Origin of the sequence: Bradyrhizobium sp. 149, from assembly GCF_023073915.1 — a bacterium.
In the GTDB taxonomy this organism is placed as follows: domain Bacteria; phylum Pseudomonadota; class Alphaproteobacteria; order Rhizobiales; family Xanthobacteraceae; genus Bradyrhizobium.
The window spans coordinates 93,874-119,328 of record NZ_JADPKK010000012.1 but is presented as its reverse complement, the minus strand read 5'-3'; the positions used below and the strand labels follow the sequence as shown (position 1 = coordinate 119,328).

At 63.7% G+C, this 25,455-nt stretch carries 22 protein-coding genes; 11 read left to right on the top strand and 11 right to left on the bottom strand.

The window, feature by feature from the left end:
• Window positions 1-16: 16 nt before the first annotated feature.
• Complete coding sequence (locus IVA88_RS04590) at window positions 17-856, bottom strand: pyruvate, water dikinase regulatory protein (RefSeq protein ID WP_247496098.1); 840 nt, start codon at window positions 854-856, stop codon at window positions 17-19.
• Between IVA88_RS04590 and IVA88_RS04585 the strand changes: the two genes are divergently transcribed.
• The 8 genes from IVA88_RS04585 to IVA88_RS04550 all read left to right on the top strand — a co-directional run bounded on the left by IVA88_RS04585 (window position 830) and on the right by IVA88_RS04550 (window position 9,762).
• The gene (locus tag IVA88_RS04585; protein ID WP_247496097.1) at window positions 830-1,138 is read left to right on the top strand and encodes a hypothetical protein; all 309 of its coding nucleotides are present in this window, start codon (window positions 830-832) and stop codon (window positions 1,136-1,138) included. The genes IVA88_RS04590 and IVA88_RS04585 overlap by 27 nt on opposite strands.
• A 173-nt stretch (window positions 1,139-1,311) precedes the next feature.
• Complete coding sequence (gene hemJ / locus IVA88_RS04580) at window positions 1,312-1,746, top strand: protoporphyrinogen oxidase HemJ (RefSeq protein ID WP_007604072.1); 435 nt, start codon at window positions 1,312-1,314, stop codon at window positions 1,744-1,746.
• A gap of 246 nt (window positions 1,747-1,992) precedes the next feature.
• Window positions 1,993-3,258 (top strand): transcription termination factor Rho, encoded by a 1,266-nt coding sequence (rho, locus tag IVA88_RS04575; RefSeq protein ID WP_007598612.1) that lies wholly within the window; start codon window positions 1,993-1,995, stop codon window positions 3,256-3,258.
• 312 nt (window positions 3,259-3,570) lie between these two features.
• Entirely contained in the window at window positions 3,571-4,929 is a 1,359-nt protein-coding gene (gene mnmE / locus IVA88_RS04570; RefSeq protein WP_247496096.1) for a tRNA uridine-5-carboxymethylaminomethyl(34) synthesis GTPase MnmE, read from the top strand.
• 256 nt (window positions 4,930-5,185) lie between these two features.
• A complete protein-coding gene (gene mnmG / locus IVA88_RS04565; RefSeq protein WP_247496095.1) occupies window positions 5,186-7,066 on the top strand; it encodes a tRNA uridine-5-carboxymethylaminomethyl(34) synthesis enzyme MnmG in 1,881 nt (626 codons plus the stop codon).
• 9 nt (window positions 7,067-7,075) lie between these two features.
• Window positions 7,076-7,849, top strand: coding sequence for a 16S rRNA (guanine(527)-N(7))-methyltransferase RsmG (gene rsmG, locus IVA88_RS04560; RefSeq protein ID WP_247496094.1), 774 nt, complete (start codon window positions 7,076-7,078; stop codon window positions 7,847-7,849).
• 29 nt (window positions 7,850-7,878) lie between these two features.
• Window positions 7,879-8,733 carry a ParA family protein gene (locus tag IVA88_RS04555; RefSeq protein ID WP_247496093.1) on the top strand — a complete coding sequence of 285 codons (855 nt, stop codon included), beginning with the start codon at window positions 7,879-7,881 and terminating at the stop codon, window positions 8,731-8,733.
• A 144-nt stretch (window positions 8,734-8,877) separates the two neighbouring features.
• The gene (locus IVA88_RS04550) at window positions 8,878-9,762 is read left to right on the top strand and encodes a ParB/RepB/Spo0J family partition protein (RefSeq protein ID WP_247496092.1); all 885 of its coding nucleotides are present in this window, start codon (window positions 8,878-8,880) and stop codon (window positions 9,760-9,762) included.
• Window positions 9,763-9,950: 188 nt separating this feature from the next.
• Here IVA88_RS04550 and holA read toward each other — a convergent pair whose 3' ends face one another.
• The 4 genes from holA to IVA88_RS04530 form a co-directional block, all read right to left on the bottom strand.
• Window positions 9,951-10,979: a DNA polymerase III subunit delta gene (holA, locus tag IVA88_RS04545; protein ID WP_247496091.1), complete on the bottom strand. Its 1,029-nt coding sequence runs from the start codon at window positions 10,977-10,979 to the stop codon at window positions 9,951-9,953.
• Between the two features lie 47 nt (window positions 10,980-11,026).
• On the bottom strand, window positions 11,027-11,578 hold the full coding sequence (gene lptE, locus IVA88_RS04540; protein WP_247496090.1) for an LPS assembly lipoprotein LptE: 552 nt from the start codon (window positions 11,576-11,578) through the stop codon (window positions 11,027-11,029).
• Entirely contained in the window at window positions 11,565-14,204 is a 2,640-nt protein-coding gene (gene leuS, locus IVA88_RS04535) for a leucine--tRNA ligase (protein WP_247496089.1), read from the bottom strand. The genes lptE and leuS overlap by 14 nt, the downstream gene beginning before the upstream one ends.
• A 272-nt stretch (window positions 14,205-14,476) precedes the next feature.
• Window positions 14,477-16,174, bottom strand: coding sequence for a diguanylate cyclase (locus tag IVA88_RS04530; RefSeq protein ID WP_247496088.1), 1,698 nt, complete (start codon window positions 16,172-16,174; stop codon window positions 14,477-14,479).
• Between the two features lie 108 nt (window positions 16,175-16,282).
• Between IVA88_RS04530 and IVA88_RS04525 the strand changes: the two genes are divergently transcribed.
• On the top strand, window positions 16,283-16,972 hold the full coding sequence (locus tag IVA88_RS04525) for a YggS family pyridoxal phosphate-dependent enzyme (RefSeq protein WP_247496087.1): 690 nt from the start codon (window positions 16,283-16,285) through the stop codon (window positions 16,970-16,972).
• Window positions 16,973-17,006: 34 nt separating this feature from the next.
• Here IVA88_RS04525 and IVA88_RS04520 read toward each other — a convergent pair whose 3' ends face one another.
• The gene (locus IVA88_RS04520; RefSeq protein ID WP_247496086.1) at window positions 17,007-17,780 is read right to left on the bottom strand and encodes a fumarylacetoacetate hydrolase family protein; all 774 of its coding nucleotides are present in this window, start codon (window positions 17,778-17,780) and stop codon (window positions 17,007-17,009) included.
• Window positions 17,781-17,786: 6 nt separating this feature from the next.
• Window positions 17,787-18,323 carry a L,D-transpeptidase family protein gene (locus IVA88_RS04515; protein ID WP_247496085.1) on the bottom strand — a complete coding sequence of 179 codons (537 nt, stop codon included), beginning with the start codon at window positions 18,321-18,323 and terminating at the stop codon, window positions 17,787-17,789.
• A 235-nt stretch (window positions 18,324-18,558) separates the two neighbouring features.
• Between IVA88_RS04515 and IVA88_RS04510 the strand changes: the two genes are divergently transcribed.
• Entirely contained in the window at window positions 18,559-19,245 is a 687-nt protein-coding gene (locus IVA88_RS04510) for a response regulator transcription factor (protein ID WP_007598630.1), read from the top strand.
• 57 nt (window positions 19,246-19,302) lie between these two features.
• Window positions 19,303-19,746 carry a cyclic nucleotide-binding domain-containing protein gene (locus IVA88_RS04505; RefSeq protein ID WP_247496084.1) on the top strand — a complete coding sequence of 148 codons (444 nt, stop codon included), beginning with the start codon at window positions 19,303-19,305 and terminating at the stop codon, window positions 19,744-19,746.
• A gap of 36 nt (window positions 19,747-19,782) precedes the next feature.
• Here IVA88_RS04505 and xth read toward each other — a convergent pair whose 3' ends face one another.
• From xth to IVA88_RS04485, 4 genes are all read right to left on the bottom strand, one after another.
• The gene (gene xth, locus IVA88_RS04500) at window positions 19,783-20,598 is read right to left on the bottom strand and encodes an exodeoxyribonuclease III (RefSeq protein ID WP_247496083.1); all 816 of its coding nucleotides are present in this window, start codon (window positions 20,596-20,598) and stop codon (window positions 19,783-19,785) included.
• 160 nt (window positions 20,599-20,758) lie between these two features.
• Window positions 20,759-21,514 carry an outer membrane lipoprotein carrier protein LolA gene (locus tag IVA88_RS04495; protein ID WP_247496275.1) on the bottom strand — a complete coding sequence of 252 codons (756 nt, stop codon included), beginning with the start codon at window positions 21,512-21,514 and terminating at the stop codon, window positions 20,759-20,761.
• A 152-nt stretch (window positions 21,515-21,666) separates the two neighbouring features.
• The gene (locus IVA88_RS04490) at window positions 21,667-24,138 is read right to left on the bottom strand and encodes a DNA translocase FtsK (protein WP_247496082.1); all 2,472 of its coding nucleotides are present in this window, start codon (window positions 24,136-24,138) and stop codon (window positions 21,667-21,669) included.
• A 9-nt stretch (window positions 24,139-24,147) separates the two neighbouring features.
• The gene (locus IVA88_RS04485; protein ID WP_247496081.1) at window positions 24,148-25,362 is read right to left on the bottom strand and encodes an aminotransferase class I/II-fold pyridoxal phosphate-dependent enzyme; all 1,215 of its coding nucleotides are present in this window, start codon (window positions 25,360-25,362) and stop codon (window positions 24,148-24,150) included.
• Window positions 25,363-25,455: the final 93 nt, after the last annotated feature.

The window sequence follows — 25,455 nt, the reverse complement described above, 5'->3', positions numbered from 1 at the left end:
TATTCAATTCCCAAGACTATTCAGAAGGCCGGTTACGCTGGCGATCGCTGTAGAGTTTCATGATCGCCGCGGCGGTTTCCTCGATCGAGCGCCGCGTGACGTCGAGCAGCGGCCAATCGTGCTTGGCACTCAGCTTGCGGGCAAACGCGACCTCCTCGGCGACTGACTGTCTGTCGGTATAGGTGTCGCTGCTGGAATCGGCGCCCATGGAAAGCAGGCGGTTCTGGCGCACCTGGATCAAGCGTTCCGGCGTCGCATGCAGGCTCACCACCAGCGGTCGTGTCAACGTTTCCAATTGTGAGGGCACCGGAATGCCCGGAACCAGCGGCACGTTGGCAGTACGGATGCCGCGATTGGCGAGATAAATCGATGTGGGTGTCTTGGAAGTGCGGGAGACACCGACGAGCACCACGTCCGCGTCGTCGAGCCCTTCGACGTGCTGGCCGTCGTCATGGATCATCGTGTAGTTCAGTGCGTCGATGCGCTTGAAGTATTCGGCATTGAGCACGTGCTGGGCGCCGACCCGGCCGGTCGTGGCAGCTCCGAGATACGCCTCGAACAATTGCATCACCGGGCCGATGATCGACAGGCTCGGAACATTGATCCCCTTGCACTTGTCCTCGAGCCTGGCGACCAGATCCTTCTCGAGCAACGTGAACAGCACGATTCCCGGCGCCTCCTCGATCTCATCGAGCACGCGATCGAGCTGTTTCTGGCTGCGCACCAGCGGATAGACGTGCTCGACCGGGGTGACATTGGCGTACTGGGCGGCGACGGCGCGCGCGACCGTGATCAGCGTCTCACCGGTGGAATCGGAGACGAGGTGCAGATGGAAATAATTGCTCGAGGTCGGCACAAAAGCCCTTTGTATGAAGGCGGTGTGGTTTGTGGATTTCTGTGGACCTTAACCGCTCGGAAAGGGATGTGCGACAGCGGGGGCGGGACAACTGGCAATTTTCTTCACACCACTGCCCGTGAGAACAAGTTCGACACCCTGCCGAAAGGGAAACGGGATTGCGTCGATAACTCCCTTGATAAGCTGCGGACAGAAACGCGCAAGCCTTTGAAGCTGACCGACTTATCGAAAGCGGCCAGAGCGATCAGGGATATGTTGATGGATGTGAACAAGCGCGTGTGAACGGGCGGATGGAATCTTGTGAGTCCAATTCACCGTCACATAAACTCAAACCTTAAGAATCTAAGATTCTTATTGGAGAAGGGCGCTACGGACGGATAAGTGTGCAGGCAAGACCTTAACGGGTTCTTACTATCCCCAGTTCCCATGCCTCGGCAGAAATCCGGACGCGAAACATGTTCGAAGACGTCTATCTCTGGATCAAGGCGCTGCATGTGATCGCCGTCATCTCGTGGATGGCGGGCATGCTCTATCTGCCAAGGCTGTTCGTTTATCATTGCGAGGCCGAAATCGGCTCGAAGCAGTCGGAAACGTTCAAGATCATGGAGCGGCGGCTGTTCAAGGCGATCATCAACCCCGCCATGATCGTCACCTGGCTCGCCGGGCTCTATCTCGCTTGGGCCGGCCACTGGTTCACCTTCGGCTGGCTGCACGTAAAACTGGCACTGGTCCTGGCGATGTCGGCGGTCCACGGCTTTTTTTCGCGCTGGCTGAAGGATTTCGCCGCGGACCGGCGTCCCCGAAGCCAGAAATTCTATCGGATTATCAACGAGGTACCCACCGCCTTGATGATTTTGATCGTCATCATGGTGATCGTGAAGCCGTTCTAGGCAAGGATCGCGAACGATCGCTCAGCGCTTCGGCTTGCGGAGTGTGAGGCGATTTTCTATATTAGCAAAATCCCACCCAACGCAGGCGGATGTGGTTGTGTCTGAGCTTTCCAGAGGCCGGACACCCCATCAGGTTTGAAGCCTCACCGGCGCTCTCCTTGCCAGACCTGCGGACCTTACCTTCTCGCGTCCGCATTTCAGAGCCTCCTCGCACCCCTCCCCAGGTTACCCCACAGGACCACCCCAATGCGGGAAATTAAACTCCAGGACCTCAAGTCGAAGACGCCGGCCGAGCTCGTCTCGTTTGCGGAAGAGAACGGGGTCGAGAATGCCAGCACCATGCGCAAGCAGGAGCTGCTGTTTGCCATCCTCAAGCAGCTTGCGCTCGCCGAGACCGACATCGTCGGCGAGGGCGTGGTCGAGGTTCTCTCCGACGGCTTCGGCTTCCTCCGCTCGCCCGACGCGAATTATCTGCCGGGTCCGGACGACATCTACGTTTCGCCCTCGCAGATCCGCCGTTTTGGCCTGCGCACCGGCGACACCATCGAAGGCCACATCCGCAGCCCGAAAGAGGGCGAGCGCTATTTTGCGCTGCTGAAGGTCAACACGCTCAATTTCGAGGACCCGGAAAAGGCCAAGCACAAGGTCAATTTCGACAACCTCACGCCGCTATTTCCGAATCAGCGTTTCCGCATGGAAATCGACGATCCGACGCGGAAAGACCTTTCTGCAAGGGTGATCGACATCGTCGCGCCGATCGGCAAGGGCCAGCGCGCGCTGATCGTCGCGCCGCCGCGCACGGGTAAAACCGTGCTGATGCAGAACATCGCGCACTCGATCGCGCATAATCATCCCGAGTGCTATCTGATCGTGCTCTTGATCGACGAACGTCCGGAAGAAGTCACCGACATGCAGCGCTCGGTGAAGGGCGAGGTCGTCTCATCGACCTTCGACGAGCCGGCGGTGCGCCACGTCCAGGTTGCCGAGATGGTGATCGAAAAGGCCAAGCGTCTGGTCGAGCATGGCCGCGACGTCGTGATCCTGCTCGACTCGATTACGCGTCTCGGCCGCGCCTACAACACCGTGGTGCCGTCGTCCGGCAAGGTGTTGACCGGTGGTGTCGATGCCAACGCGCTGCAGCGGCCGAAGCGCTTCTTCGGCGCCGCCCGCAACATCGAAGAGGGCGGCTCGCTGACCATCATCGCGACCGCGCTGGTCGATACCGGCAGCCGCATGGACGAAGTCATCTTCGAAGAGTTCAAGGGCACCGGTAACTCCGAGCTGATCCTCGACCGCAAGGTTTCGGACAAGCGGACCTTCCCGGCGATCGACATTTCGCGCTCCGGCACCCGCAAGGAGGAGCTGATCACCGATCCGGTGGTCCTGAAGAAGATGTACGTGCTCCGCCGCATCCTGAATCCGATGGGTACGATGGACGGCATCGACTTCCTGCTCGACAAGCTGCGCTCGACCAAGAGCAATTCCGAGTTCTTCGACTCGATGAACACCTGAGTTAGGGTGCAGCATGAAATCAAAGGGCGCCCTCGGGCGCCCTTTTTCTTTGTGCGGCCTTGGTGCAGCAGAGCTGCAGCATGTCGGGGGCTTTACCGCTTGGGCCTAACCTCTTTTAAGCTGTTGATTTGGTTTCAGAATAACTTCGTTTGGAGCGTCTCTCGATCAGCAGCGAGTAATTTTTGCAGCAAACGAGCTCGGATATGCTGCATTGCATCATAGGTTCTGCTGCGGGAACTCGTGCAGCAAAGCAACGCTGTCGGCCGCCGAAACGGACGTTTGCCTTTTTCCCTTCAGCCGGACAAATAGGCCATGCATCCGCGAGACCACACCATCTTTGCGCTGTCGTCCGGCCGTCCGCCGAGCGCGCTCGCGGTGGTGCGCATCTCCGGACCCGGCGCCAGCCGGGTGCTGACGACCCTGGCAGGCAAGTTGCCGGCGCCGAGACAAGCCAGCCGCCGGCTCCTTCATGACGGCGCCGGCCAGCCGATCGACGATGCCGTCGTGCTGTGGTTTCCGGGGCCGGCCAGCGCCACCGGCGAGGACGTCGCCGAATTCCACGTCCATGGTGGCCGCGCGGTGCTGGCTGCGCTTTTCACCGCAATTTCCGTAATTCCGAACACGCGGACCGCCGAGCCCGGCGAATTCACGCGGCGCGCCTTCGAAAACGGCAAGCTCGATCTGACCGAGGCGGAGGGCCTCGACGATCTCATTCATGCCGACACCGACCGCCAGCGCCGCCAGGCGCTGCGGCAGCTGCAGGGCCTGCTGGGCCATCGCGCGCGCGACTGGCGCGAGCGCATCATCGAGGCCTCGGCGTTGATCGAGGCCGGCATCGATTTCTCCGACGAGGGCGATGTGCCCGCCGAGTTGAGGGCGCCTGCGGTCAAGGCGATCGAGGCCCTGCACGGCGAAATTGCAGAAGTCCTTGCGGCACAGGGACAAGCTGAACGCCTGCGCGACGGCCTGGTGGTGGCGATCGCGGGCGAGCCGAATGTCGGCAAGTCGACGCTGATCAACCAGCTCGCGCGCCGCGATGTCGCGATCGTCTCGCCGCATGCCGGCACAACGCGCGATGTGATCGAGGTGCAGCTCGATCTCGATGGATATCCCGTCACGGTGATCGACACCGCCGGCATTCGCGAGACCGACGATCCGGTCGAGCAGGAGGGGGTTCGCCGGGCGCGAGCTCGAGCCGAAGACGCCGACCTGGTGTTGTGGCTGGTGGAGGGTGGGCGTGCTGTCGATCCGGACGCGATGCGGTCGTTGGGGAAGTCCGGCGACGGGAGCACTCCCTCGGGCGACTCAATCTGGATCGTGCGCAACAAGGTCGATCTCGGCGGGGGCGAGGACGCCGGGCCGCGCGGCGAGTTCGGGATCTCGGCCAGTCGAGGCGATGGCATTCCCGAGTTGGTCGATGCCCTCGTGAAATTCGCCGCCAACTTCTTCGGAACGACGGAGGGCGCATTGGTGACCCGGGCCCGCCAGCGCGATCTGCTGCGCCGGGCATCCGATAGCTTGCTCCGGAGCCTGGAGCTTATAGAAGAGGGCGAGGAGCTTGCCGCCGAAGAGCTGCGTGCCGCGGCCTATGCCTTGGGCCGGCTGTTGGGCCGGGTGGATGTCGAGGACGTCCTTGGGGCCATTTTCCAGAAATTCTGTATCGGAAAGTAGCGCTAGTTCTTCATTGTAGAACTAGCCTTTGTCCCACCATTTGCTTCAGGTGCGAAAGGCCGAGTTCCACGTGTTTCACGTGAAACATCTTGGCTCATGTTTGTTCGTGAAAACAGGAGGCGGTACAAGGCACTGGCTACTGTGCATGGGGTTGTTTTCACGGAACGCGTTCTGCCCTCGTAGTTGTTTCACGTGAAACAGCGTCTCATCCAATTTACACTTCCGGCATATTAGCCTCTGGGATACAAGTCCGGCCATGCGAACAGAGCGAGAGAGCTTCGACGTCATCGTGATTGGCGGCGGTCATGCCGGCTGTGAGGCCGCGGCTGCCTCTGCCCGGATGGGCGCGGCGACCGCTTTGGTGACGCACCGTTTCTCCACGGTGGGCGCGATGTCCTGCAATCCCGCCATCGGCGGTCTCGGCAAGGGCCATCTGGTGCGTGAGGTCGATGCGCTCGATGGTCTGATGGGCCGGATCGGCGACGCCGGCGGGATCCAGTTTCGCGTTCTCAATCGCCGGAAGGGCCCGGCGGTCCGTGGTCCGCGCGCGCAGGCCGACCGGAAGCTCTATGCCGCGGCGATGCAGGCGGCGATCCGGGAGACCGAGGGCCTTTCCGTTGTCGAGGGCGAGGCGGACGAACTGTTCGTGGTCGAGGGACGGGTGACTGGCCTCCGCCTGGCAGATGGCCGCAAGCTTCGCGCAGGGGCTGTCGTCGTCACCACGGGCACCTTCCTGCGCGGTCTGATCCACCTTGGCGAGAAGAATTGGCCGGCCGGGCGGGTTGACGAGGCGCCTGCGATGGGCCTTTCGACCTCCTTCGAACGCGCCGGGTTCACCCTCGGACGGCTCAAGACGGGGACTCCACCGCGTCTGGACGGGACCACGATCGACTGGTCGGCTGTCGAGTTGCAGCCGGGGGACGAGCCTCCCGAGCCGTTTTCGGTGATGACCGAACGGATCACCACGCGGCAGATCCAGTGCGGGATCACCCGGACCAATTCCGCGACCCACGATATGATCCGGGCCAACGTCCATCGCTCGCCGATGTACTCCGGCCAGATCAAGAGCTCCGGACCGCGCTATTGCCCCTCGATCGAGGACAAGATCGTCCGTTTCGGCGACCGTGACGGCCACCAGATCTTCCTGGAGCCGGAAGGGCTCGACGACAGCACCGTCTATCCCAACGGCATCTCGACGTCACTGCCGGAGGAGGTCCAGCTCGCCATCCTCGCGACGATTCCCGGCCTGGAGCGGGTGAAGATGGTTCGGCCGGGCTATGCCATCGAATACGACCATGTCGATCCCCGGGAGCTCGATCCGACCCTCCAGACCAAGCGGTTGCGCGGCCTGTTCCTGGCCGGGCAGATCAACGGCACCACCGGATATGAGGAAGCCGCCGGCCAGGGCGTTCTGGCGGGCCTGAACGCGGCATTGGCTGCAAGCGGCACCGCACTGACGGTGTTCGACCGGGCGGATGGCTATCTCGGCGTGATGATCGATGACCTCGTCACCCGCGGCATCAGCGAGCCATACCGGATGTTCACGTCGCGGGCCGAGTATCGGCTGACGCTGCGGGCTGACAATGCAGATCAGCGTCTGACCGAGAAGGGGATTGCGCTCGGTTGCGTCGGTAACGCCCGGACCCGGCATCATCGGGCCAAGATGGACGCCCTGAACGCGGCCCGAGTGCTATCGAAATCGCTGACGATCACTCCGAACGAGGCCATCAAGCACGGGCTGTCCCTGAATCGGGATGGCCAGCGGCGGTCGGCCTTCGAGCTGATGACGTATCCGGACATCGGCTGGAGCCAGATCCGTGCGATCTGGCCGGAACTCGCTACCATTGACCCCGTCATTGCCATCCATCTTGAGATCGACGCCAAATACGATGTCTATCTGGAGCGCCAGAGCGCCGACGTCGAAGGCTTCAGGCGGGACGAGGGGATGGTGCTGTCGGAAGTCGACTACCAGCAGGTCCCCGGTCTCTCCAATGAGGTGAGAGCCAAGTTGGAGAAGGCGCGGCCGTTCACCGTTGGCCAGGCTGGCCGAATCGATGGCATGACGCCGGCGGCGCTTGGCATCCTTGCGGCCTATCTCCGCCGCGAAGCGCGGAAGACTTCCAAAGCAATCGCATAGGCGTTTCACGTGAAACAGCGCGGGCCGGGCGGCGGCAGATCGTCATCAGGAAAACCCCCGGTGGGCGAGGGCGCCGCTCGCCGCGCCGAACCGGTGCCGACCAGACCGAAGATCGACAAGGCCAACGCCAACGATCGATCGCTGGACTCCGTCATCGCGGCCGACAAGATCGCAGCGCTGAAGCTCGCGCCCGTTTCACATGAAACGGAAGCCCGGCTCGATCGCTACATCGCGCTGCTCAGGGAATGGCAAGCCAAGACCAACCTCGTCGCCCCCTCGACGTTGCCGCATCTCTGGACCCGGCACATCGCCGATTCGCTTCAGCTCGTTGCTCTCGCCCCGTCGGCCAAACGCTGGGCCGACCTCGGCAGCGGCGGCGGCTTTCCCGGAATCGTGCTGGCCTGCGCCATGGCGGGGAGGGTCGGGGCGAGCGTCCATCTGGTCGAGCGAATCGCCAAGAAGGCGGCCTTCCTGCGCGAAGCGATCCGCGTCACGACCTCGCCGGGAGTCGTACATCTCGCTGAGATCGGGGATAATGTGGATAGAATCACCGGCCCGGTCGATTGCGTCACCGCGCGTGCGCTGGCTCCGCTACACCAACTCATCGGCTTTGCGGAGCCGCTGATGCGCCAAGGCGCAAAGGCGTTGTTTCTCAAGGGTCAAGATGTAGAGTCTGAATTGACCGAAGCCACTAAATATTGGAATATTCAGCCGCAGCTCTACCAAAGCCGGACGGGCGACGGTTGGATCGTCGAGCTGGCTTCCGTCGAACGGCGCGGGTGAGGCGTCAGGGGCCGAGTGGGGAATTTGCGATGAGCGTGATTGACGAGCCGCAGCAAGAACAGACCGCTGCCGTCCCACAGGGCCATCCGCGCATCCTTGCGCTGGCGAATCAGAAGGGCGGCGTGGGAAAAACAACCACAGCGATCAATCTCGGCACGGCGCTCGCGGCGATAGGCGAGCGTGTCCTGATCGTCGATCTCGATCCTCAGGGCAACGCCTCGACGGGCCTCGGCATCGATCGCCGCAACCGCTCCTGCTCGACCTATGATGTTCTCGTGGGCGAGGCGAGCCTGCGAGAAGCGGTGGTGTCGACGGCAGTGCCCCGGTTGCATATCGCGCCCTCGACCATGGATCTCTCCGGCCTCGAGCTCGAGCTCGGCACCACGCCCGGTCGTGCGTACAAGCTGCGTGACGCGATCAGCGCGCTCAACAACAACGTCTCGCCGGACGCCGATTACACCTATGTGCTGATCGACTGTCCGCCCTCGCTCAATCTGATCACCGTGAACGCGATGGCGGCTTCCGACGCAATCCTGGTGCCGCTCCAGTGCGAGTTTTTCGCGCTCGAAGGTCTGTCGCAATTGCTCCAGACCGTGGAGCAGGTGCGATCGACGCTCAATCCGAACCTGTCGATCCACGGTATCGTGCTGACCATGTTCGACTCGCGCAACAATCTCTCGAACCAGGTCGTTGCGGACGTCCGGCAGTTCATGGGCGAGAAGGTCTACAAAACCATGATCCCGCGCAACGTGCGCATCTCGGAGGCGCCGTCCTACGGCAAGCCGGTGCTGGTGTACGATCTCAAATGCGTCGGCAGCGAAGCTTATCTGCGGCTCGCCACCGAAGTGATCCAGCGCGAGCGCGAGCTGCGAACGGCGCATTGAAGCTGCGTAGGGTGGGTTCGCAAGGCGTAACCCGCCACGTCTGCCGCCTGAGATAAACCACAGGTGGGTTACGCTACGCTAACCCACCTTACGATTCGAAATTCAGTTCTGGAGTGCTGCACCGTGAATCCAAGGGAGCTGGCGATGGCCGACGAAGCGCGTTCGCGACTGGGCCGGGGTCTTGCAAGTCTGATCGGTGACGTGGGCGGCGAGGCTCAGCATGTCGACCGCCCGCGCGCGCAGCGCAAGGTGCCGATCGAATTCATCAAGCCCAATCCGCGCAACCCGCGCCGCACCTTTTCGGAGACCGAGCTCAGGGAGCTTAGCGATTCGATCAGGCAGCACGGCGTGATCCAGCCGATCGTGGTGCGTCCGGTGAAGGGCGCGCAGGACCGCTACGAGATCATTGCCGGCGAGCGGCGCTGGCGCGCCTCGCAAATGGCCGGCCTGCACGAAGTGCCGATCGTCCCCGTCGACATCAGCGACAGCGATGCGCTGGAGTTCGCGATCGTCGAGAACGTGCAGCGCGAAGACCTCAACCCGATGGAAGAGGCGCTTGGGTATCACGCGCTCGCCAACGAGTTCAAGCGCAGCCAGGATGACATCGCCAAAGTCGTCGGCAAGAGCCGCAGCCATATCGCCAACATGATGCGGCTGACGAAGCTGCCCGACGAGGTGCAAGCCTTGATCACGAGCGGCGAGCTGAGCGCCGGTCATGCCCGCGCGCTGATCGGCGTGCCTGATCCGCTCGCGGCCGCCAAGCGCATCGTCGAAGAGGGCCTCAACGTCCGCCAGGCCGAGGCGCTGGCGCATGAAGAGGGCGTGCCGGAGCGCAAGCCGCAGAAGGCGCGCACGGGGGTCAAGGAGAAGGACCCTGACACGGTCGACCTGGAGAAGCGCGTCAGCGACGCGCTCGGGCTCAAGGTCACGGTGAGCCATCGTGATCCCGGCGGCTCGGTCCAGATCCACTACCGCAACCTCGATCAGCTCGACGAGGTGATGCGGCGGCTGGCGAAGGGCGCGGTGTAGGCCGTCATTCGCACTCTCTCATCCTTACCTGAGGAGATGCGCGGAAAAGCGCTCGTCAGGTAAGGGGCATGCACCTCTCCCGTCATTGCGAGCGCAGCGAAGCAATCCAGAATCTTTCCACCGAGGGATTCTGGATTGCTTCGTCGCTTGCGCTCCTCGCAATGACGAGAGGCGAGATGCTTGCCGGCTCAGCCCCGCCGTTTCGCATTCGCCGCGATCGCCATCAGCGTGCGCTGGGCGATGGCGGCGGCGAGGGTGGATTGCTTGCGGGTGTCGAGCGCGGCGGTCGCGAGCTGCTCGATGATGGCGGCGAGCCGCGTCACGCTGAAATTACGCAGCGCGGTCTCGACCGCGGGCTTTCGCGAAAAATGCAGGCGCGGATAGCCGCCGTCGAGCACCGCGGAAGCGGGCGTGCCGTCGGCGATTGCGAGCGCCGATTTGTGCAGCCACGCCGCCTGGCGCTGCGCGGCAGAAATAATCACGCCGGGATAGGTGCCGGCGATCATGGCTTTGGCGAACTCGTTCTCGACGATCTCGGGCCGACCGGCGAAGGCACCGTCGACGATCGGGTCGAGCTTTAGCTCCGACGCGTCGGCGACGACAGCCATCACATCATCCAGCGTGATCTCGCCCTTGCCATGGGCATAGAGCGTGAGCTTGCGCAGCTCGTTGCGCGAGGCCTGGCGGTCGCCGCCGAGGAACGACATCAGCGCCGCGCGGGCGTCCTGCGTGATGCGCAAATTGGCGATCCGGAGCTCGTCTTCCATCAGCTTGGCCAGGTCGCGTTCAGTATCGGGATAGCAAGCGATCGCGACGGCCGTCTTGGCGCGTTCGCAGGCCTTACGCAGTGGCGATTCCGGGCGCAGCTCGCCGGCCTCGATCACGATGCGGCAATCCCTGACGCCCATCTCCGCCAGCGTGTCGATGCCGCTGGCAAAGCTGCGCGAGCCGGCACGGATGCGGATGGCGCGGCGGCCGCCGAACAGCGGCACCGTCATCGCTTCATCGACCAGGCGGGACGGCTCGGCGGAGAGCTCGTCGCCGTCGAGCTTGACCAGCGAGAAGGGATCGTTGGGATCGTCGACGGCCGAGGCGATCAGCGCATCCGCTCGTTCGCGAACCAGGCCGGCGTCAGGACCATAGAGCAGGATGATCGGACGGCCCCCATCGGGGCGGGCGAGAAAGGCGTCGATCTCTTTTCCGCGTAGCGCGACCATGTTGCCTGGGGTTCGTCGTTCCGGGCGCCCCGGGATGACGGGATGAATTAAGTGCCCGCGGTGAAGAACGAGGCGAGGCGCGTCGTGATGTTCTCGGCGATCTCGTTGGCGGCACGATCCTCGGCATCACGTACCGCCCGGTTGCGGCTGAAGCGCTGATAGGAGCCGGGCATGTCGTAGGACACGCGCGAGAACGTCGTGCCGGTCATCACCGATTTTCCGCTGACGACCTCGATCAAATTGTACTGGGCGTCGATGCCGTAGTTTTCGCTGCTCGGCAGGCCGGTATTGGGATCGACGATCAGCGACGACTTGCTGCTTGCGAAGCGGATTTCCAGGCGATGGGTCGGCGGCATGCCGGTGGCGGTGCCGTAGAGCTTGAAGGCCAGTGCGTTGCGGACCTCGACGCCGACGCGGGCCTCGCGCGAGGCATTGGCCTTGGCGATCGGGGGCAGGTCGACCCCCATCAGCTTCTCGCGCAGGCCGGGGGTGCCGTCGGTGTGCTCGGCATACATCGGGTGGAAGCAGCCGGCGGTCAGGGCCGCCAGTGCGGCCACCGCCAGCAAGCGGGCTGCGATGCGGATCCTAGCCGACAACATTCACGATCCTCTTGGGGACGATAATCACCTTGCGGACGGGCTTGCCGTCCAGGGCCAGTTTTACCGCATCGAGGGCCAAAACGGCAGCCTCGATTTCCGGATTCTCGGCCGCTGTTGCAACTGTGACCTCACCCCGCTTCTTGCCGTTGACCTGAACCACCAGGGTCACACTGTCTTCGACCAGCAAATCGCGTTCGATTTGGGGCCAATTGGCCTCGGAAACCAGCCCGCTGTGGCCGAGAACCTGCCAGCACTCCTCGGCCAGATGCGGCATCATCGGGGAGAACAGCTGGACCAGGATTTGGCTGGCCTCCCGGATCGCCCAGGCCAAATCGGGGCCCGCTTGGCCGGGACGCTGCAAGACCTCCGCAAACGCATTGGTGAATTCGCGGATATGGGCGAGGCAGACGTTGAAGTGCAGCCGCTCGATCCCGGTGGTGACCTTGTCCAGCGCGCCATGGGCGGCCTTGCGCAAGGCGGTGGCGTCCGGGCCGAAGCTGGCCGGCCGGGCCGCCGGCGCGGTCTTGCCGGGTTCGATGGAGTCGTTCACCAGCCGCCACAGCCGCTGCACGAACCGCGAGGCGCCCTGGACGCGCTCGTCGCTCCAGATCACGTCGCGCTCGGGCGGAGAGTCCGACAGCATGAACCAGCGGGCGACGTCGGCGCCGTAGGTCTCGATGATATCATCGGGGTCGACCGTGTTCTTCTTCGACTTCGACATCTTCTCGATCGGGCCGATCTGGATGTCTTCGCCTGACGTCAGCAGCGTGGCGCGGCGGCCATTGGCGCCGGTCTCGACCTTCACCTCGACCGGCTGGACGTAGGTGCCGTCGGCCTTCTGGTAGGTCTCGTGCACCACCATGCCCTGCGTGAACATGCCGGCGAACGGCTCGTCCAGCGCGATGTGTCCAGTCGCCTTCATGGCGCGGGTGAAGAAGCGGCTGTAGAGCAGATGCAGGATCGCGTGCTCGACGCCGCCGATATACTGGTCGACCGGCAGCATCCGGTTCGCGACCTCGGGCGTCGTCGGCGCGTTCTCGTTCCAGGGATCAGTAAAACGCGCGAAGTACCAGGACGAATCCACGAAAGTGTCCATGGTGTCGGTTTCGCGCTGGGCCTTGCCGCCGCATTGCGGGCAGGTGACGTGCTTCCAGGTCGGATGATGATCGAGCGCGTTGCCCGGCTTGTCGAAGGTCGCATCATCCGGCAGTTCGACGGGCAGGTCGGCATCCGGCACCGGCACCACATCGCATTTGGGGCAATGGATGACGGGGATCGGGCAGCCCCAATAGCGCTGGCGTGAAATGCCCCAGTCGCGCAGGCGGAAATTGACCTGACGCTCGCCGACCGGCGCGTTGCCGCGCAGTTCGGTCTCGAGACGCTTCGCCACCTCGTCCTTGGCCTGGTCGATGGTCATGCCGTCGAGGAAGCGCGAATTGATCATGCGGCCGTCACCGTCATAAGCGGTATCGGTGATGACAAAGGTCTTCGGATCCTGGCCCTCGGGGCACACCACCGGCGTGTTGCCGAGATTGTACTTGTTGACGAAGTCGAGGTCGCGCTGGTCGTGTGCGGGACAGCCGAAGATGGCGCCGGTGCCGTATTCCATCAGCACGAAGTTGGCGACGTAGACCGGCAGTTTCCAGGAGGGGTCGAACGGGTGGATCGCGCGGATTCCCGTGTCAAAACCCTGCTTCTCGGCGGTGTCGATGATCTCCTGCGCCGTGCCCATCCGCTTGATCTCGCCGATGAACGCGGCCAGCCTCGGATTTTTGGCCGCAGCTGCCTGCGCCAGCGGATGATCGGCCGAGATCGCCATGAATTTCGCGCCGAACAACGTGTCGGGACGCGTCGTAAAAATCTTCAGCTCGCTCTCGCCGGACGGTGTCGTACCTTCAGGCAAGGTCTTGGCATCGAGCGCGAAGCGGATCAACAGTCCCTCGGACCGGCCGATCCAGTTGCGCTGCATCAGCCGCACCTTGTCCGGCCAGCGGTCCAGCGTATCCAGTGCCGACAGCAGCTCCTGCGAGTACTTCGTGATCTTGAAGACCCACTGGTTCATTTCCCGTTGTTCGACAACGGCACCCGAACGCCAGCCTTTCCCGTCGATCACCTGCTCATTGGCGAGCACGGTCATGTCGACGGGGTCCCAGTTCACCTTGCGCTTCTCGCGCTCGGCGAGGCCTTCGCGCAGGAAATCCAGAAACATCTTCTGCTGGTGCTTGTAATAGGAGGGATCGCAGGTCGCGATCTCGCGGCTCCAGTCCAGCGACAGCCCGATCGAACGGAGCTGCTTCTTCATCGCGGCGATGTTGTCGTAGGTCCAGGCCTTCGGCGCGACCTTGCGCTCGATCGCGGCGTTCTCCGCCGGCAGGCCGAAAGCGTCCCAGCCCATCGGGTGCAGCACGTTGAAACCCTTGGCGCGCATGAAGCGGGCCAGTACGTCGCCAAGCGTGTAATTGCGGACATGGCCGATATGGATGCGCCCCGACGGGTAGGGGAACATCTCCAGCACATAGTATTTCGGCCGCGAATCGTCGTTCTTGGAGACGAAGATCGCCTGTTGGTCCCAGGCGGCTTGCCAGCGCGGTTCGGCGTCGCGGGCGTTGTAGCGTTCGGAGGTCATGGAATCGTTGGGTTTTCGTGGATTTGGGCCGTCTAAAGACGGCGGACTAGGCCATAGAAGTCCTCAAGCGGTCAATGGGTTGCCGCTGGCGGTATCGCCCCGCAAGGCTGGTCCGCAAAAGCACGGAGCGGCCTGTTCGGATGGGGATTAAGGGATTGGTGCGAGGTCGCCCGCCAACAGCACCCGACGAGCGATGGATTCAGCTCGTCACGTCCGAGCGGCGCGTGGTGACGGAGAGCGAGTTCGATGCAGCTGGGGCCGCGGGTTAGCCCTCAACCCGCCATCATCATTTCCGCCGCGCCGTTGTCGATCACGGTGATGCCGTGCTCGACAACATTGTTGCGGCCGCGGTGCTTGGCGGCGTAGAGCGCGGCGTCGGCGGCTTCGATCAGATCGCCCGGACGCAGGCTCTCGTTTGGCTTGGTCGCGGCAACGCCGATCGACACGGTGACGATCATGTGGTCGGAGGTGATGTGCGGCAGGCACAGCTTCAGCACGGCCGCGCGCGCGAGCTCGCCGATTTCGACGGCGCGCGCCACGTCGGTGTTCGGCAGCAACAGGCAGAATTCCTCGCCGCCATAGCGGGCCGCGAAGCCCATCGTGTCGGCGGCGATGCCGGACAGCGACTCGCCAAGCCTAGTCAAGCAGGAATCGCCTTCGAGATGGCCATAGGTATCGTTGAACAGCTTGAAATGGTCGACGTCGATCATCAAGAGCGCGAGTTCGCTGCCATATTGCTGCGCGCGCATCCATTCGAAGTCGAGGCGGCTCTGGAAGCCGCGGCGGTTGGCGAGCCCCGACAACATGTCGATCGAGGCCATCACCGTGAGCCGGTCATTGCTCGCCATCAGCTCGCGTTCGCGCTGGCTGAGCTGCGCGGCCATCGCGTTGAACGCGCGGGCCAGCGGCACGAATTCGGCCGGCAGGCGATTGCGCGCGGCGCGCGCCGACAGATCGCCCTCGCCTAGACGCTTGGCCATGTCGGCGAGCATCCTGATCGGCTTGATCACCAGTTTCTCGGCCGCGATCAGCGCGCCGAGCAGCACGAATACGACGACGAAAGCGAGCTGGAGATAGGCGGTTCGGATGTCGCGACTCACGGCCGCTGACACCTTGTCCTCGTCGATGCTGGCGATCAGGCGAGCATTGGTCCCGGCGATGCGGATGTAGCTGACCGCGCGGCGGGAGCCGTCGGCTGCAAGGAAAGAGAGTGAGCCTTCGTCCTGGTCCGATCTCAGCGCCCTGTCGGCGATCGCGGACATCAGGGGCATGTTGTCGAGCGGACGACCGATCGCGCTATGCTGGTCGGCTGGTGCCGCCAGCACGGTGCCGGCGCTGTCGACCAGCACGGCCGTGATGCCGGCGCGTCCACCCAGATTGTTCATGACCTTCGACATCCAGTCGAGGTTGACGGTGGCGAGCACGACGGCATCCGCTACCCCGCTGAAGGCGGATACAGGGTAAGCCGCCATCACGGTCGGTGACAGCACCGGGCGCGACAGGATGAAGTCGCTCAGCACGAAGCGGCCGGTTTCCTGAGCCTGATGGAAGTACGGCCGGTCACTGAGGTCGAGGCCGACATACATGTTGTTGGTGGCGCACTGGATGCGTCCGTCCTGGCCGGCGATCAGAAGCGTGCGGATCCAGGGGAGATTCGACGGCAGGCTCGCGCGCAGCACGTCACAGCTCTTGCTGATGCCGCCCGCGGAGGCGCGGATGAATGCTTCCGATTTCAGGATTGTCTCGACCGACGAGATCACCTCGCGCTGTGCATCGGCGCTGTGTCTTGCAATGGTGGTGAATTCGGCCGTGGCCTGCGCGATCTGCCGCGCGCGCGTGTCTTCGAGCGAACGGATGCGCTCGAGCATCAAAGGCGTCACCAGAATCACCGCGAGCAACGCAAGCCGCGCCCGGATTCCGAGAACCTGCTTGAGTTTCGCTCGTTTGCGGTTGAAACTGACGTTTGCCATCTTCGCTGCCCACCCCGCGGCTAAAGTAAAGCGAAGGCTTCAAAAACTCTTTCTTGAACTCGGTAAAATTAGAACTAGCTCCGCAACAACCAGCTCCGATGCGACATCATGACTGAAGCCAACGCCGGGCCGGTAACCGGCCATTCACCAAATGCGCTCGCCGCGGTCGAAGCCGAAATTGCACGCGCCTGCAAGGATGCGCGGCGCGAGCGTGCCTCCGTGACGCTGATCGCGGTCTCGAAAACTTTCGCCGCGGACGCTATTACCCCGGTCATCGACGCCGGACAGCGCGTATTCGGCGAGAATCGCGTGCAGGAGGCCAAAGGCAAGTGGCCCGCGTTAACTTCTGTTTACTCCGATATCGCGCTGCATCTGATCGGGCCGCTGCAATCCAACAAGGCGAAAGAGGCGGTCGCGCTGTTCGACGCCATCCATTCGGTCGACCGCCCGAGCATTTGCCAGGCGTTAGCCAAGGAAATCGAATCCCAGAACAAGCACCCGGAATTGTTCGTCCAGATCAACATCGGTGAGGAGCCGCAGAAGGCCGGCATCGCTCCCGGCGAGGCCGATGCTTTCATCGCGAGCTGCCGCGACAGCTACGGGCTGACGATCTCGGGGTTGATGTGCATCCCGCCGGTGGATGAGCCGCCGGCGGCGCATTTCGCGCTCACCGCCAAGATCGCCGCGCGCAATGGGTTGACGAAGCTCTCGATGGGCATGAGCGCGGATTATGCGACCGCGATCATGCTCGGCGCCACCCATGTGCGCGTGGGAAGTGCGATCTTCGGGCACCGGTGAATGATCGCCGGGACGATGAGGGAGCGCGTAGCGCCTATTTGAACCCCACCGACACCCTCCCCAGCACGCCGAAATCCGCCGCGAAATGATCGCCGGCCTGGATCGGCAGCGGCGGATGACACGTGCCCGTGGTCACCACCTCCCCTGCCCGCAAATTGATGCCGAGGCCACGCAGCTCGTTGGCCAGCCAGACCAGGGCAATTCGGGGATCACCGAGCACGTTCTTGCCGTGGCCGAGATAGCGCTGGCCGCGCAGCGTGATCTGGGGCCGCTCCTCGACAAGATCAATGGCGCGCCAGTTCGCACTCGTCGCCGCGCCCAGCACGAACAGATGCGCGCAGGCATTGTCGGCGATCAGCTGCGCCTCGCCGGCGCTGGCGAAATCGGCAAAGCGCGAATCGGGAATCTCGATCGCGGGATGAAAGGTGTCGACGGCCGCGAGCACCTCGTCGACGGTGTACGGCGCCGCGCGCGGCGGTAGATCGCGCCCCATGCAGAAAGCGAACTCGGGCTCGCCGACGCGCATCGCATTGCCCGTCATCGAGGCGGTGCCGCCATCGGCGATCACGGTGTCGCTCATGATGCGACCGGCCAGCGGTCCCGCGACATTGATGTGCTTCTGTCCGGACTCGCTCGTCGCCGCGATCTTCCAGCCGAACAATGTCCCGCTGAGCGCAGCCTGCACGGCGTAACCCTCGGTGCGGCTCTGTGGCCGCAACCCTGGCTCCAGCGCGTCAAGCTTGGTGCCGTCGCGCCAATGTCTGACCAGGACCTGCGAAGCGGCGGCAATCTGATCCTTGTCGAGCATGCGTCCTCACCCGATGATGATTTTTGTTCTTGGTCCCAGCCGCCGCAGCAATTGTCGCATCGCCGCCTTGGTCATCGAGACGCAGCCTGCGGTCGGGCCGAAATTGTCGCGGGCCAGATGCAAAAACACCGCGCTGCCCCGGCCAGCGATCCGCGGCCTCGTGTTGTGGTCGATTTCGACGATGAAGTCATAGAGATGGTCGGCCCGCTTGAGCCGGTCGCCACCCTGCCCCTCGCCGAGCCGGATTCCCTGGTTGTAATGACGGTCCTTGGGATCCTCGCACCAGGCGTCCTCGCCGGTGATGATCCGGGCCGGCAAGAAGGTCTGCGGCCGGCTGTGCCGGTCGCCCCGCCACCACAATCGCTTGGGACGGAAGCTGCCCCTCGGGGTGCCGCCATCGCCCTCGCGCTTGTTTGCCAGAATGCCACCGCGTCCGAGCGCCACCGGAATCGTCAGCGCTCCGGCGGTCAGCCAGCCCCGGCATGGATTCCCCGCAGCAGCCTTAACGCGGATCGCCGAGAGCGGCCTTGCGCTTTGCCTCATGGTGTAACTAGCTGACGAAGCTTTGTTTTTCATATGAACGTGCGATGTCGAATTCATTACAGGACATTCATCAAAACGGCCTGCTATTCTGGGTTAGAGTGGTTCTGGCTTGTGAATCGGTAACAGCCCACTACTTCAACACGAACAATAATAATAACGGCGACCCCTAAACTTCCCTCTCGGCTGGGTGCAGCATGGATGCGCGCCGCGCCGGACCCCAAAAGGATGACCCCCTATGGCCAATGCCCGCAAGATCCTGATCGTGGATGACGATACCGATCTGCGCGATACGTTGGTGGAGCAATTGTCGCTGCACGAAGAATTTGAAGCCTCCGCCGTCGATACTGGCGCCAAGGGCGCGAGCGCCGCGAAGGCCAATGCTCCTGATCTCGTCCTGATGGATGTTGGCCTGCCTGACACGGACGGCCGCGAAGTGGTCCGCTCCTTGCGCAAGGGCGGGTTCAAGGCTCCGATTATCATGCTCACAGGGCATGACACCGATTCCGACACGATTTTGGGTCTGGAATCCGGCGCCAACGACTATGTCGCAAAGCCCTTCCGATTCGCCGTGCTGCTGGCGCGCATCCGCGCCCAGCTCCGGCAGCACGAAGCCAGCGAGGACGCGGTGTTCTCGGTCGGCCCCTACTCTTTCCGGCCCGGCTCCAAGATGCTGACCGCCGCCAATGCGCGCAAGGTCCGCCTCACGGAGAAGGAAACCGCCATCCTCCGCTTCCTCTACCGGGCCGGCCAGATGCCGGTCTCGCGCGAGACCCTGCTCCAGGAGGTCTGGGGCTACAATTCCGGCGTCACCACCCACACGCTGGAAACCCACATCTACCGCCTTCGCCAGAAGATCGAGAAGGACGCCGCCAACCCGGAAATCCTGGTCACCGAAGCCGGTGGCTACAAGCTGGTGCCGTGATACGCTTCGGGGGGTGCGAATCGTTTTAGATCGCGTGCCCTTGAGCCCCGGACCTGAATGTCAATCGACGACGATGTAGCGCTTCTCGAGCGTGTCCCGACACTGCGCCTGTTGGGAGACGCTTCGTTGCGCATGCTGGCGATCGGTTCCGAGCAGCGTGACTTCGTCCGCGGCGACGTCTTGTTCAATCTCGGCGACGTTGCCGATGCCGGCTTCGTGGTCCAGCGCGGTGCCTTCCGGGTCGACGACGGCGCCGGCGCGGAGATGATCGCAGGTCCCGGTGCGCTGATCGGCGAACTCGCGCTGGTGGTGCCGATGAAGCGCCCGTCGAGCGCGATCGCGATCGAGCACGCCTCCGTCATCCGCATCGCGCGCAGTCTGTTTCAGCGCGTGCTCGAAAGCGACCCCGCCGCCGCCGTACGCCTTCGCGACGAATTCGCGGTTCGCTCCAGCCAGATCGCGAGCGATATCCTGATGGCCGGTGCGAAGTTGACGTCTTAGGCCTGCGCTCCATCCAAGCCGCAAGCTTTTTCGAGCTCACACCTCGAGCGTCACCGTCACCGGCACATGATCGGACGGCCGTTCCCAGCTGCGCGCATCGCGAAGAATCTTGAAGTCGCTGACCGTATCCTTCAGCGCGCGCGAGACCCAGATGTGGTCGAGCCTGCGGCCGCGGTCGCCGACGGTCCAGTCGGCGGAGCGGTAGCTCCACCACGTATAGACCTTTTCCGACATCGGAATGCGCTCGCGCGCGACGTCGACCCACTCGCCGGCGGCGAGCGCGGCTTGCAGCTTCTCGGTTTCGACAGGCGTGTGCGAAACCACTTTCAGAAGTTGCTTGTGCGACCAGACGTCGTTCTCGTGCGGGGCGACGTTGAGATCGCCGACCAGGATGTGGCGATCCTCGCCGCGCGGGTGCAACGGCTCGCACGCCTTCATCTCGTCGAGGAAGCGGAGCTTGTGATCGAATTTCTCGTTCAGCGCGGGATCGGGAATATCGCCGCCGGCCGGCACGTAGAAATTATGCACCACCAGCGGCTTTGCGATGCCGGCCGTCTCGCCGAACGACACCGAGATGTGGCGTGAATCCACCTTGTCGCAGAAGGTGCGGATGTCCTTGGACTCGAACGGAATTTTCGAGACGATGGCGACGCCGTGATAGCCTTTCTGCCCGTTCAGCGCGACGTGCTCGTAGCCGAGTCGCTTGAAGCGCTTCAGGGGAAAGGCGTCGTCGATGCACTTGGTCTCCTGGAGACACAGCACGTCGGGCCGCGCGCTCTTGAGAAACTTAGCGACCAGATCGATGCGCAGCCGCACCGAATTGATGTTCCAGGTTGTCAGGGAAAAACGCATGAGAGATGCGTCTTAGCATGGATTAGGCGTACGCAAATGCGTGTCCACAGGTCTCGTAGGGTGGGCAAAGCGAAGCGTGCCCACCATGCCGATCGCGCGGAGGAGAGATGGTGATGGGCACGGCGCAAGCGCGCCTTTGCCGCGTACGGCACCAACGTTCTCAACCCGGCGACTGGCCGTAATTCGTGAAGTCGATCTTGAACATGCCGGGATCGAGCTTCTTGCCCGCGTCCAGATTATAGACCGCGATCGTGGTGTCGTAGCCCTGCGGATCGGTGACGGTCCACTGCTTCAACTGGCCGTCCTTGGCGCCGAACATCAGCATCAGGCGGCTGGTGCCGACCAGCGCCTGCTTCTCCTCGATGGTGACGCTGACGAAGACGTCGTCGGCCGAGACGTTGACGACGTTGGTGTCCTTCATCAGGTCGATGCGATCGGACAGCAGGAAGCGCAGCGGCGTCTGCGACAGCGGATAGACGTCCTGCGTCGCGAGCTTGCGGTCGCGCACCACCAGCGAGGAGCCGTCGGCGACGATGTCGATCGGGCTTGGCGCATCGTATTCGAAGCGCACCTTGCCAGGCTTCTGGATGTAGAAATCGCCTTGCGTCTTGCTGCCGTCGGGACCGACCTGGACGAAATTCCCGACCAGCGTCGACAATGACGACAGGTAGGCGCTGACCTTGGCGGCTTGGGCCTTCTGGTTGGCGTCGAAAGTCTGGAAAATGCTGCTCGGCACGTTGCGGCGCGGATCCGGAATCACCGGGTTCGGCGGCGTCTGGGTCGCGCCGGTGATCGACGGTCCTCCCGAGGGCGGACCGCCATCGCGGCCCTTCGGCGCGGGCTTCGGCACGGGAACGGTCTGCGCGAACGACGCCGCGCTCACCATCGCGGCGGTGATGAGAATCACGCTGGCCACGCGCGCGCTACGCGCAGCGATGATGGCAGCGAATCGAATGTCCGGATGTCTGATCAACGCGTCGTCCTGTGTGGCTGGGCGCCCTTTTAGCGTGATTTCGGCCAAAAGCAGATAACGTTTTTGCGTGCAATGACGGCTTGAGGCGGCTCGCCTCACATATGACTGTCTTCTTCCTCGACCAGAATCTCGCGCTTGCCGGCGTGGTTGGCGGGGCCGACGATGCCTTCCAGTTCCATGCGCTCCATCAGCGATGCGGCGCGGTTATAGCCGATTTGCAGGCGGCGCTGGATGTAGCTGGTCGAGGCCTTGCGGTCGCGCTTGACGATCGCAACGGCCTGCGAGAACAGATCGCCGCCGCCATCCGCGCCCATGGCGGAAGCGTCGAACACCGCGCCGTCCTCGTCCTCGGTGGGCTCTTCGGCCGTGACGGCTTCGAGGTATTCCGGCTGTCCCTGCGTCTTGAGGTGGCGCACCACCTTCTCGACTTCCTCGTCGGAGGCAAAAGGTCCGTGCACGCGGCTGATGCGGCCGCCGCCGGCCATGTAGAGCATGTCGCCCTGGCCGAGCAGTTGCTCGGCGCCCATCTCGCCCAAGATGGTGCGGCTGTCGATCTTGGACGTCACCTGGAAGGCGATGCGGGTCGGGAAGTTCGCCTTGATGGTGCCGGTGATGACATCGACCGACGGACGCTGCGTCGCGAGGATCACGTGCAGGCCGGCGGCGCGCGCCATCTGCGCGAGGCGCTGCACCGCGCCTTCGATGTCCTTGCCGGCAACCATCATCAGGTCGGCCATTTCGTCGACGATGATGACGATGTAGGGCAGCGGGTCGAGCGAGAGCTTCTCTTCCTCGTAGATCGCCTTGCCGGTCTCCTTGTCGAAGCCGGTGTGCACCGTGCGCGTCGGCTCTTCGCCCTTGGCCTTCAATTCGAGCAGGCGCGTGTTGTAACCGTCGATGTTGCGCACACCGAGCTTGGCCATGTTCTTGTAACGCTCTTCCATCTCACGCACGGCCCATTTCAGCGCGACCACCGCCTTCTTCGGATCGGTCACGACCGGCGTGAGCAGATGGGGAATGCCGTCATAGACGGAGAGTTCGAGCATCTTCGGATCGACCATGATCAGCCGGCACTGGTCCGGGCGTAGCCGGTAGACCAGGCTGAGGATCATGGTGTTGATGGCGACCGATTTGCCGGAGCCGGTGGTGCCGGCGATCAGCATGTGCGGCGTGCGTGCGAGGTCGATGATGACGGGGTCGCCGCCGATGGTCTTGCCGAGGCAGAGCGGCAGCTTCGCAACCGAATCGACGGTCTCCTTGGCGACCAGCAGCTCACGCAGATAGACTTTTTCGCGATGGGCGTTCGGCAGCTCGATGCCGATGGCGTTGCGGCCGGGCACGACGGCGACGCGCGCCGACAGCGCACTCATCGAACGGGCGATGTCGTCGGAAAGGCCGATCACGCGCGACGACTTGATGCCGGGCGCCGGCTCCAGTTCGTACAGCGTGACCACCGGGCCCGGATGAGCCTTCACGATCTCGCCGCGTACGCCGAAGTCCTGCAGCACGCCTTCGAGTGCGCGCGAATTGGTTTCCAGCTCGGCCTTGCTGAGCGGCTGGCGATCGCCGGCCTTCGGCGCGGCCAGCACGGACACGGACGGAAGCTCGAACTTGTCGGAGGATTTCTTGGCCGCGGCCTTGGGCGCAGCCTTCTTGCGCGGGGCGCGCGCGGCCGGCTCCTCCTCTTCCTCCTCGTCGTCTTCTTCGTGCTCGTCGCCGTAGTTCTCGTCTTGCGACTGCGGCGATATCGGGGGCGCCGCGCGGCCGCCACCGAGATTCGGCTCGTGGCGGTTGAATGCAACCGCCTTGGTTTTCGGCCCGCTCGAGACCAGCGAGCGGTAGGCCGCGCCAAGCAACCAGATCAGCCGTGCCTTCGTGCTCATCAATGCGTGGAACATCCAGCCCAGCGACACCGAACCGCGATCGCTGTCCTCGTCCTGGTCGAGCGGCTTGTCGTCATCCTCGATCTCCGCGAGCTCGTCGTCGTGCTCGCGTGCGCCAAGGCCGCAGGCGATCAGGAAGGTCGCCGCCATTGCGGCGAACAGGATCGTGCCGAGCACGATGCGGTAGATCGTCCCGGCTGGTCCGAAAATCACCGCGGGCGCGCGGACCAAGGCATCACCGACCACGCCGCCGAGCCCGGTCGGCAACGGCCAGGCGCCGCCATGCGGCGAGCAGCTGACGAAGCCCGCTGCGATCACCGTGCAGAGAATCCAGGAGCCGAGCCGCAGCGCCTCGCGGTCGAACGGGCGATGGGTCAGCATGCGCCAGCCCCAGATCGCGATCGTCAGGACCAGCATGATCGCGCCGAGCCCGAGGATCTGCATCGCAAGGTCGGCGCCAATCGCGCCGGCATAGCCGAGAATGTTGCGGATCGGCCGCGACGTTGCGTGGCTGAGGCTGGGATCCTGCACGGACCAGGTCATCAGCGCCGCCGAGGCGACGCCGGACAATGCGATCAGGCCGAGGCCGCTGAGCTCGCGCACGCGCCGCGCCAGCCCCTCGCGGATCGAGGGCGGCAGATGGCCGACCAGAGGAATGACACGTTCGATCGCCGACATGCTCATGGGCCCCGCCTAACCCAGAGTCTCGACCAGGCGGTGCAACGCCTGCGCCGTGGTCTCGCCATCCTGCACCAGCGCAAGGCGAATGTAGCCTGCGCCGGGATTGAAGCCGTCGGGCTGGAGCCGTGCCAGATAGCTGCCGGGCACCACGCGCACGCCTGCTTCCTTGAAGAGTTTCAGACACACAGACACGTCGTCGCCGATTTCCGACGTGTTGAGCCAGACGCAGAAGCCGGCGGCGGGCCGGCGATAGCCGTAACGATTGCCGATGATCTGGTCGGCGAGATCGAACTTGATCCGGTAAAGCCTGCGGTTCTCCTCGACATGCGCCTCGTCGCCGTAAGCGACGGTCGCGACATGCTGGAGCGGGACCGGCACCTGCGGCGCCGCGATGTTGCGCAGCTCGAGGAACATGCCGATGAACTTTTTGTCGCCGGCAGCGAAGCCGACGCGCATGCCCGGCAGGTTGGAGCGCTTCGACAGCGATTGGAACGCGACCACGCGGGTGAAATCAGGGCCCGCGCATTCGAGTGCACTTCCCGGTGCTTCGCGGGTGTAGATCTCCGAATAGCATTCGTCGCTGAGAATGACGAAGCCGTAGCGATCCGCGAGCTGCTTCAGGCGTCTGAAGTAGTCGGGCGAAGCGACCGAGCCTTGCGGGTTGGCGGGCGACGCCAGATAGAACGCCACCGTGCGCGCCAGCGTCGCTTCGTCGATGGCGTCGAGATCGGGCAGGAAACCGTTTTCGGCGGTGGTCGGCAGAAACACCGGCTCGCAAGCCGCGGCGCCGGCTCCGGCGCCATAGACCGGATAGAACGGGTTCGGCATCAGGATGGCCGGCTTGCCGGGACGCGGGCCGACATAGCGCGCAGCGGCGATCGCGGCGAGGAACAGCCCCTCGCGGCTGCCGTTGAGGACGAGAATCTCGTTCTCGGGGTCGAGGGTGCGCGGGAGCTTGAACCGCGACGACAGCCAGGCGCCCGCTGCCTTGCGGAACGGGTCGGTGCCCTTGTTCGCGGGATAACGGCCGAAATCGGCGATGTGCTTGGCAAGCACCGGGCCGACGAAGTCTGGCACCGGATGCTGCGGTTCGCCGACCGCAAGCGAAATCAAGGGCTTGCCGGGTTGATGCGGCGCCAGCAGCTCGTTCAGCCGGACGAAGGGAGAGCGTTCGCTATCGGAGCTTCCAGCTTCCAGCGGCGCACGGGATGAAGCGGTCATAGCCATTCTGGACGCCAGCACTCTTGGAACAGCCGGTCACCAGGGCGCCGGCGGGAAGCGGTTCAGTTCACCATAGATAGGGCGAGGTTAAGACGCGAT

Excerpts from the sequence above, each read along its gene's own strand:
- IVA88_RS04585 (WP_247496097.1), top strand. The coding sequence starts at position 830 with ATGGAAATAATTGCTCGAGGTCGGCACAAAAGCCCTTTGTATGAAGGC.
- hemJ (WP_007604072.1), top strand. The coding sequence starts at position 1,312 with ATGTTCGAAGACGTCTATCTCTGGATCAAGGCGCTGCATGTGATCGCC.
- rho (WP_007598612.1), top strand. The coding sequence starts at position 1,993 with ATGCGGGAAATTAAACTCCAGGACCTCAAGTCGAAGACGCCGGCCGAG.
- mnmE (WP_247496096.1), top strand. The coding sequence starts at position 3,571 with ATGCATCCGCGAGACCACACCATCTTTGCGCTGTCGTCCGGCCGTCCG.
- mnmG (WP_247496095.1), top strand. The coding sequence starts at position 5,186 with ATGCGAACAGAGCGAGAGAGCTTCGACGTCATCGTGATTGGCGGCGGT.
- IVA88_RS04555 (WP_247496093.1), top strand. The coding sequence starts at position 7,879 with ATGAGCGTGATTGACGAGCCGCAGCAAGAACAGACCGCTGCCGTCCCA.
- IVA88_RS04550 (WP_247496092.1), top strand. The coding sequence starts at position 8,878 with ATGGCCGACGAAGCGCGTTCGCGACTGGGCCGGGGTCTTGCAAGTCTG.
- holA (WP_247496091.1), bottom strand. The coding sequence starts at position 10,979 with ATGGTCGCGCTACGCGGAAAAGAGATCGACGCCTTTCTCGCCCGCCCC.
- lptE (WP_247496090.1), bottom strand. The coding sequence starts at position 11,578 with ATGTTGTCGGCTAGGATCCGCATCGCAGCCCGCTTGCTGGCGGTGGCC.
- leuS (WP_247496089.1), bottom strand. The coding sequence starts at position 14,204 with ATGACCTCCGAACGCTACAACGCCCGCGACGCCGAACCGCGCTGGCAA.
- IVA88_RS04530 (WP_247496088.1), bottom strand. The coding sequence starts at position 16,174 with ATGGCAAACGTCAGTTTCAACCGCAAACGAGCGAAACTCAAGCAGGTT.
- IVA88_RS04525 (WP_247496087.1), top strand. The coding sequence starts at position 16,283 with ATGACTGAAGCCAACGCCGGGCCGGTAACCGGCCATTCACCAAATGCG.
- IVA88_RS04520 (WP_247496086.1), bottom strand. The coding sequence starts at position 17,780 with ATGCTCGACAAGGATCAGATTGCCGCCGCTTCGCAGGTCCTGGTCAGA.
- IVA88_RS04515 (WP_247496085.1), bottom strand. The coding sequence starts at position 18,323 with ATGAGGCAAAGCGCAAGGCCGCTCTCGGCGATCCGCGTTAAGGCTGCT.
- IVA88_RS04510 (WP_007598630.1), top strand. The coding sequence starts at position 18,559 with ATGGCCAATGCCCGCAAGATCCTGATCGTGGATGACGATACCGATCTG.
- IVA88_RS04505 (WP_247496084.1), top strand. The coding sequence starts at position 19,303 with ATGTCAATCGACGACGATGTAGCGCTTCTCGAGCGTGTCCCGACACTG.
- xth (WP_247496083.1), bottom strand. The coding sequence starts at position 20,598 with ATGCGTTTTTCCCTGACAACCTGGAACATCAATTCGGTGCGGCTGCGC.
- IVA88_RS04490 (WP_247496082.1), bottom strand. The coding sequence starts at position 24,138 with ATGAGCATGTCGGCGATCGAACGTGTCATTCCTCTGGTCGGCCATCTG.
- IVA88_RS04485 (WP_247496081.1), bottom strand. The coding sequence starts at position 25,362 with ATGGCTATGACCGCTTCATCCCGTGCGCCGCTGGAAGCTGGAAGCTCC.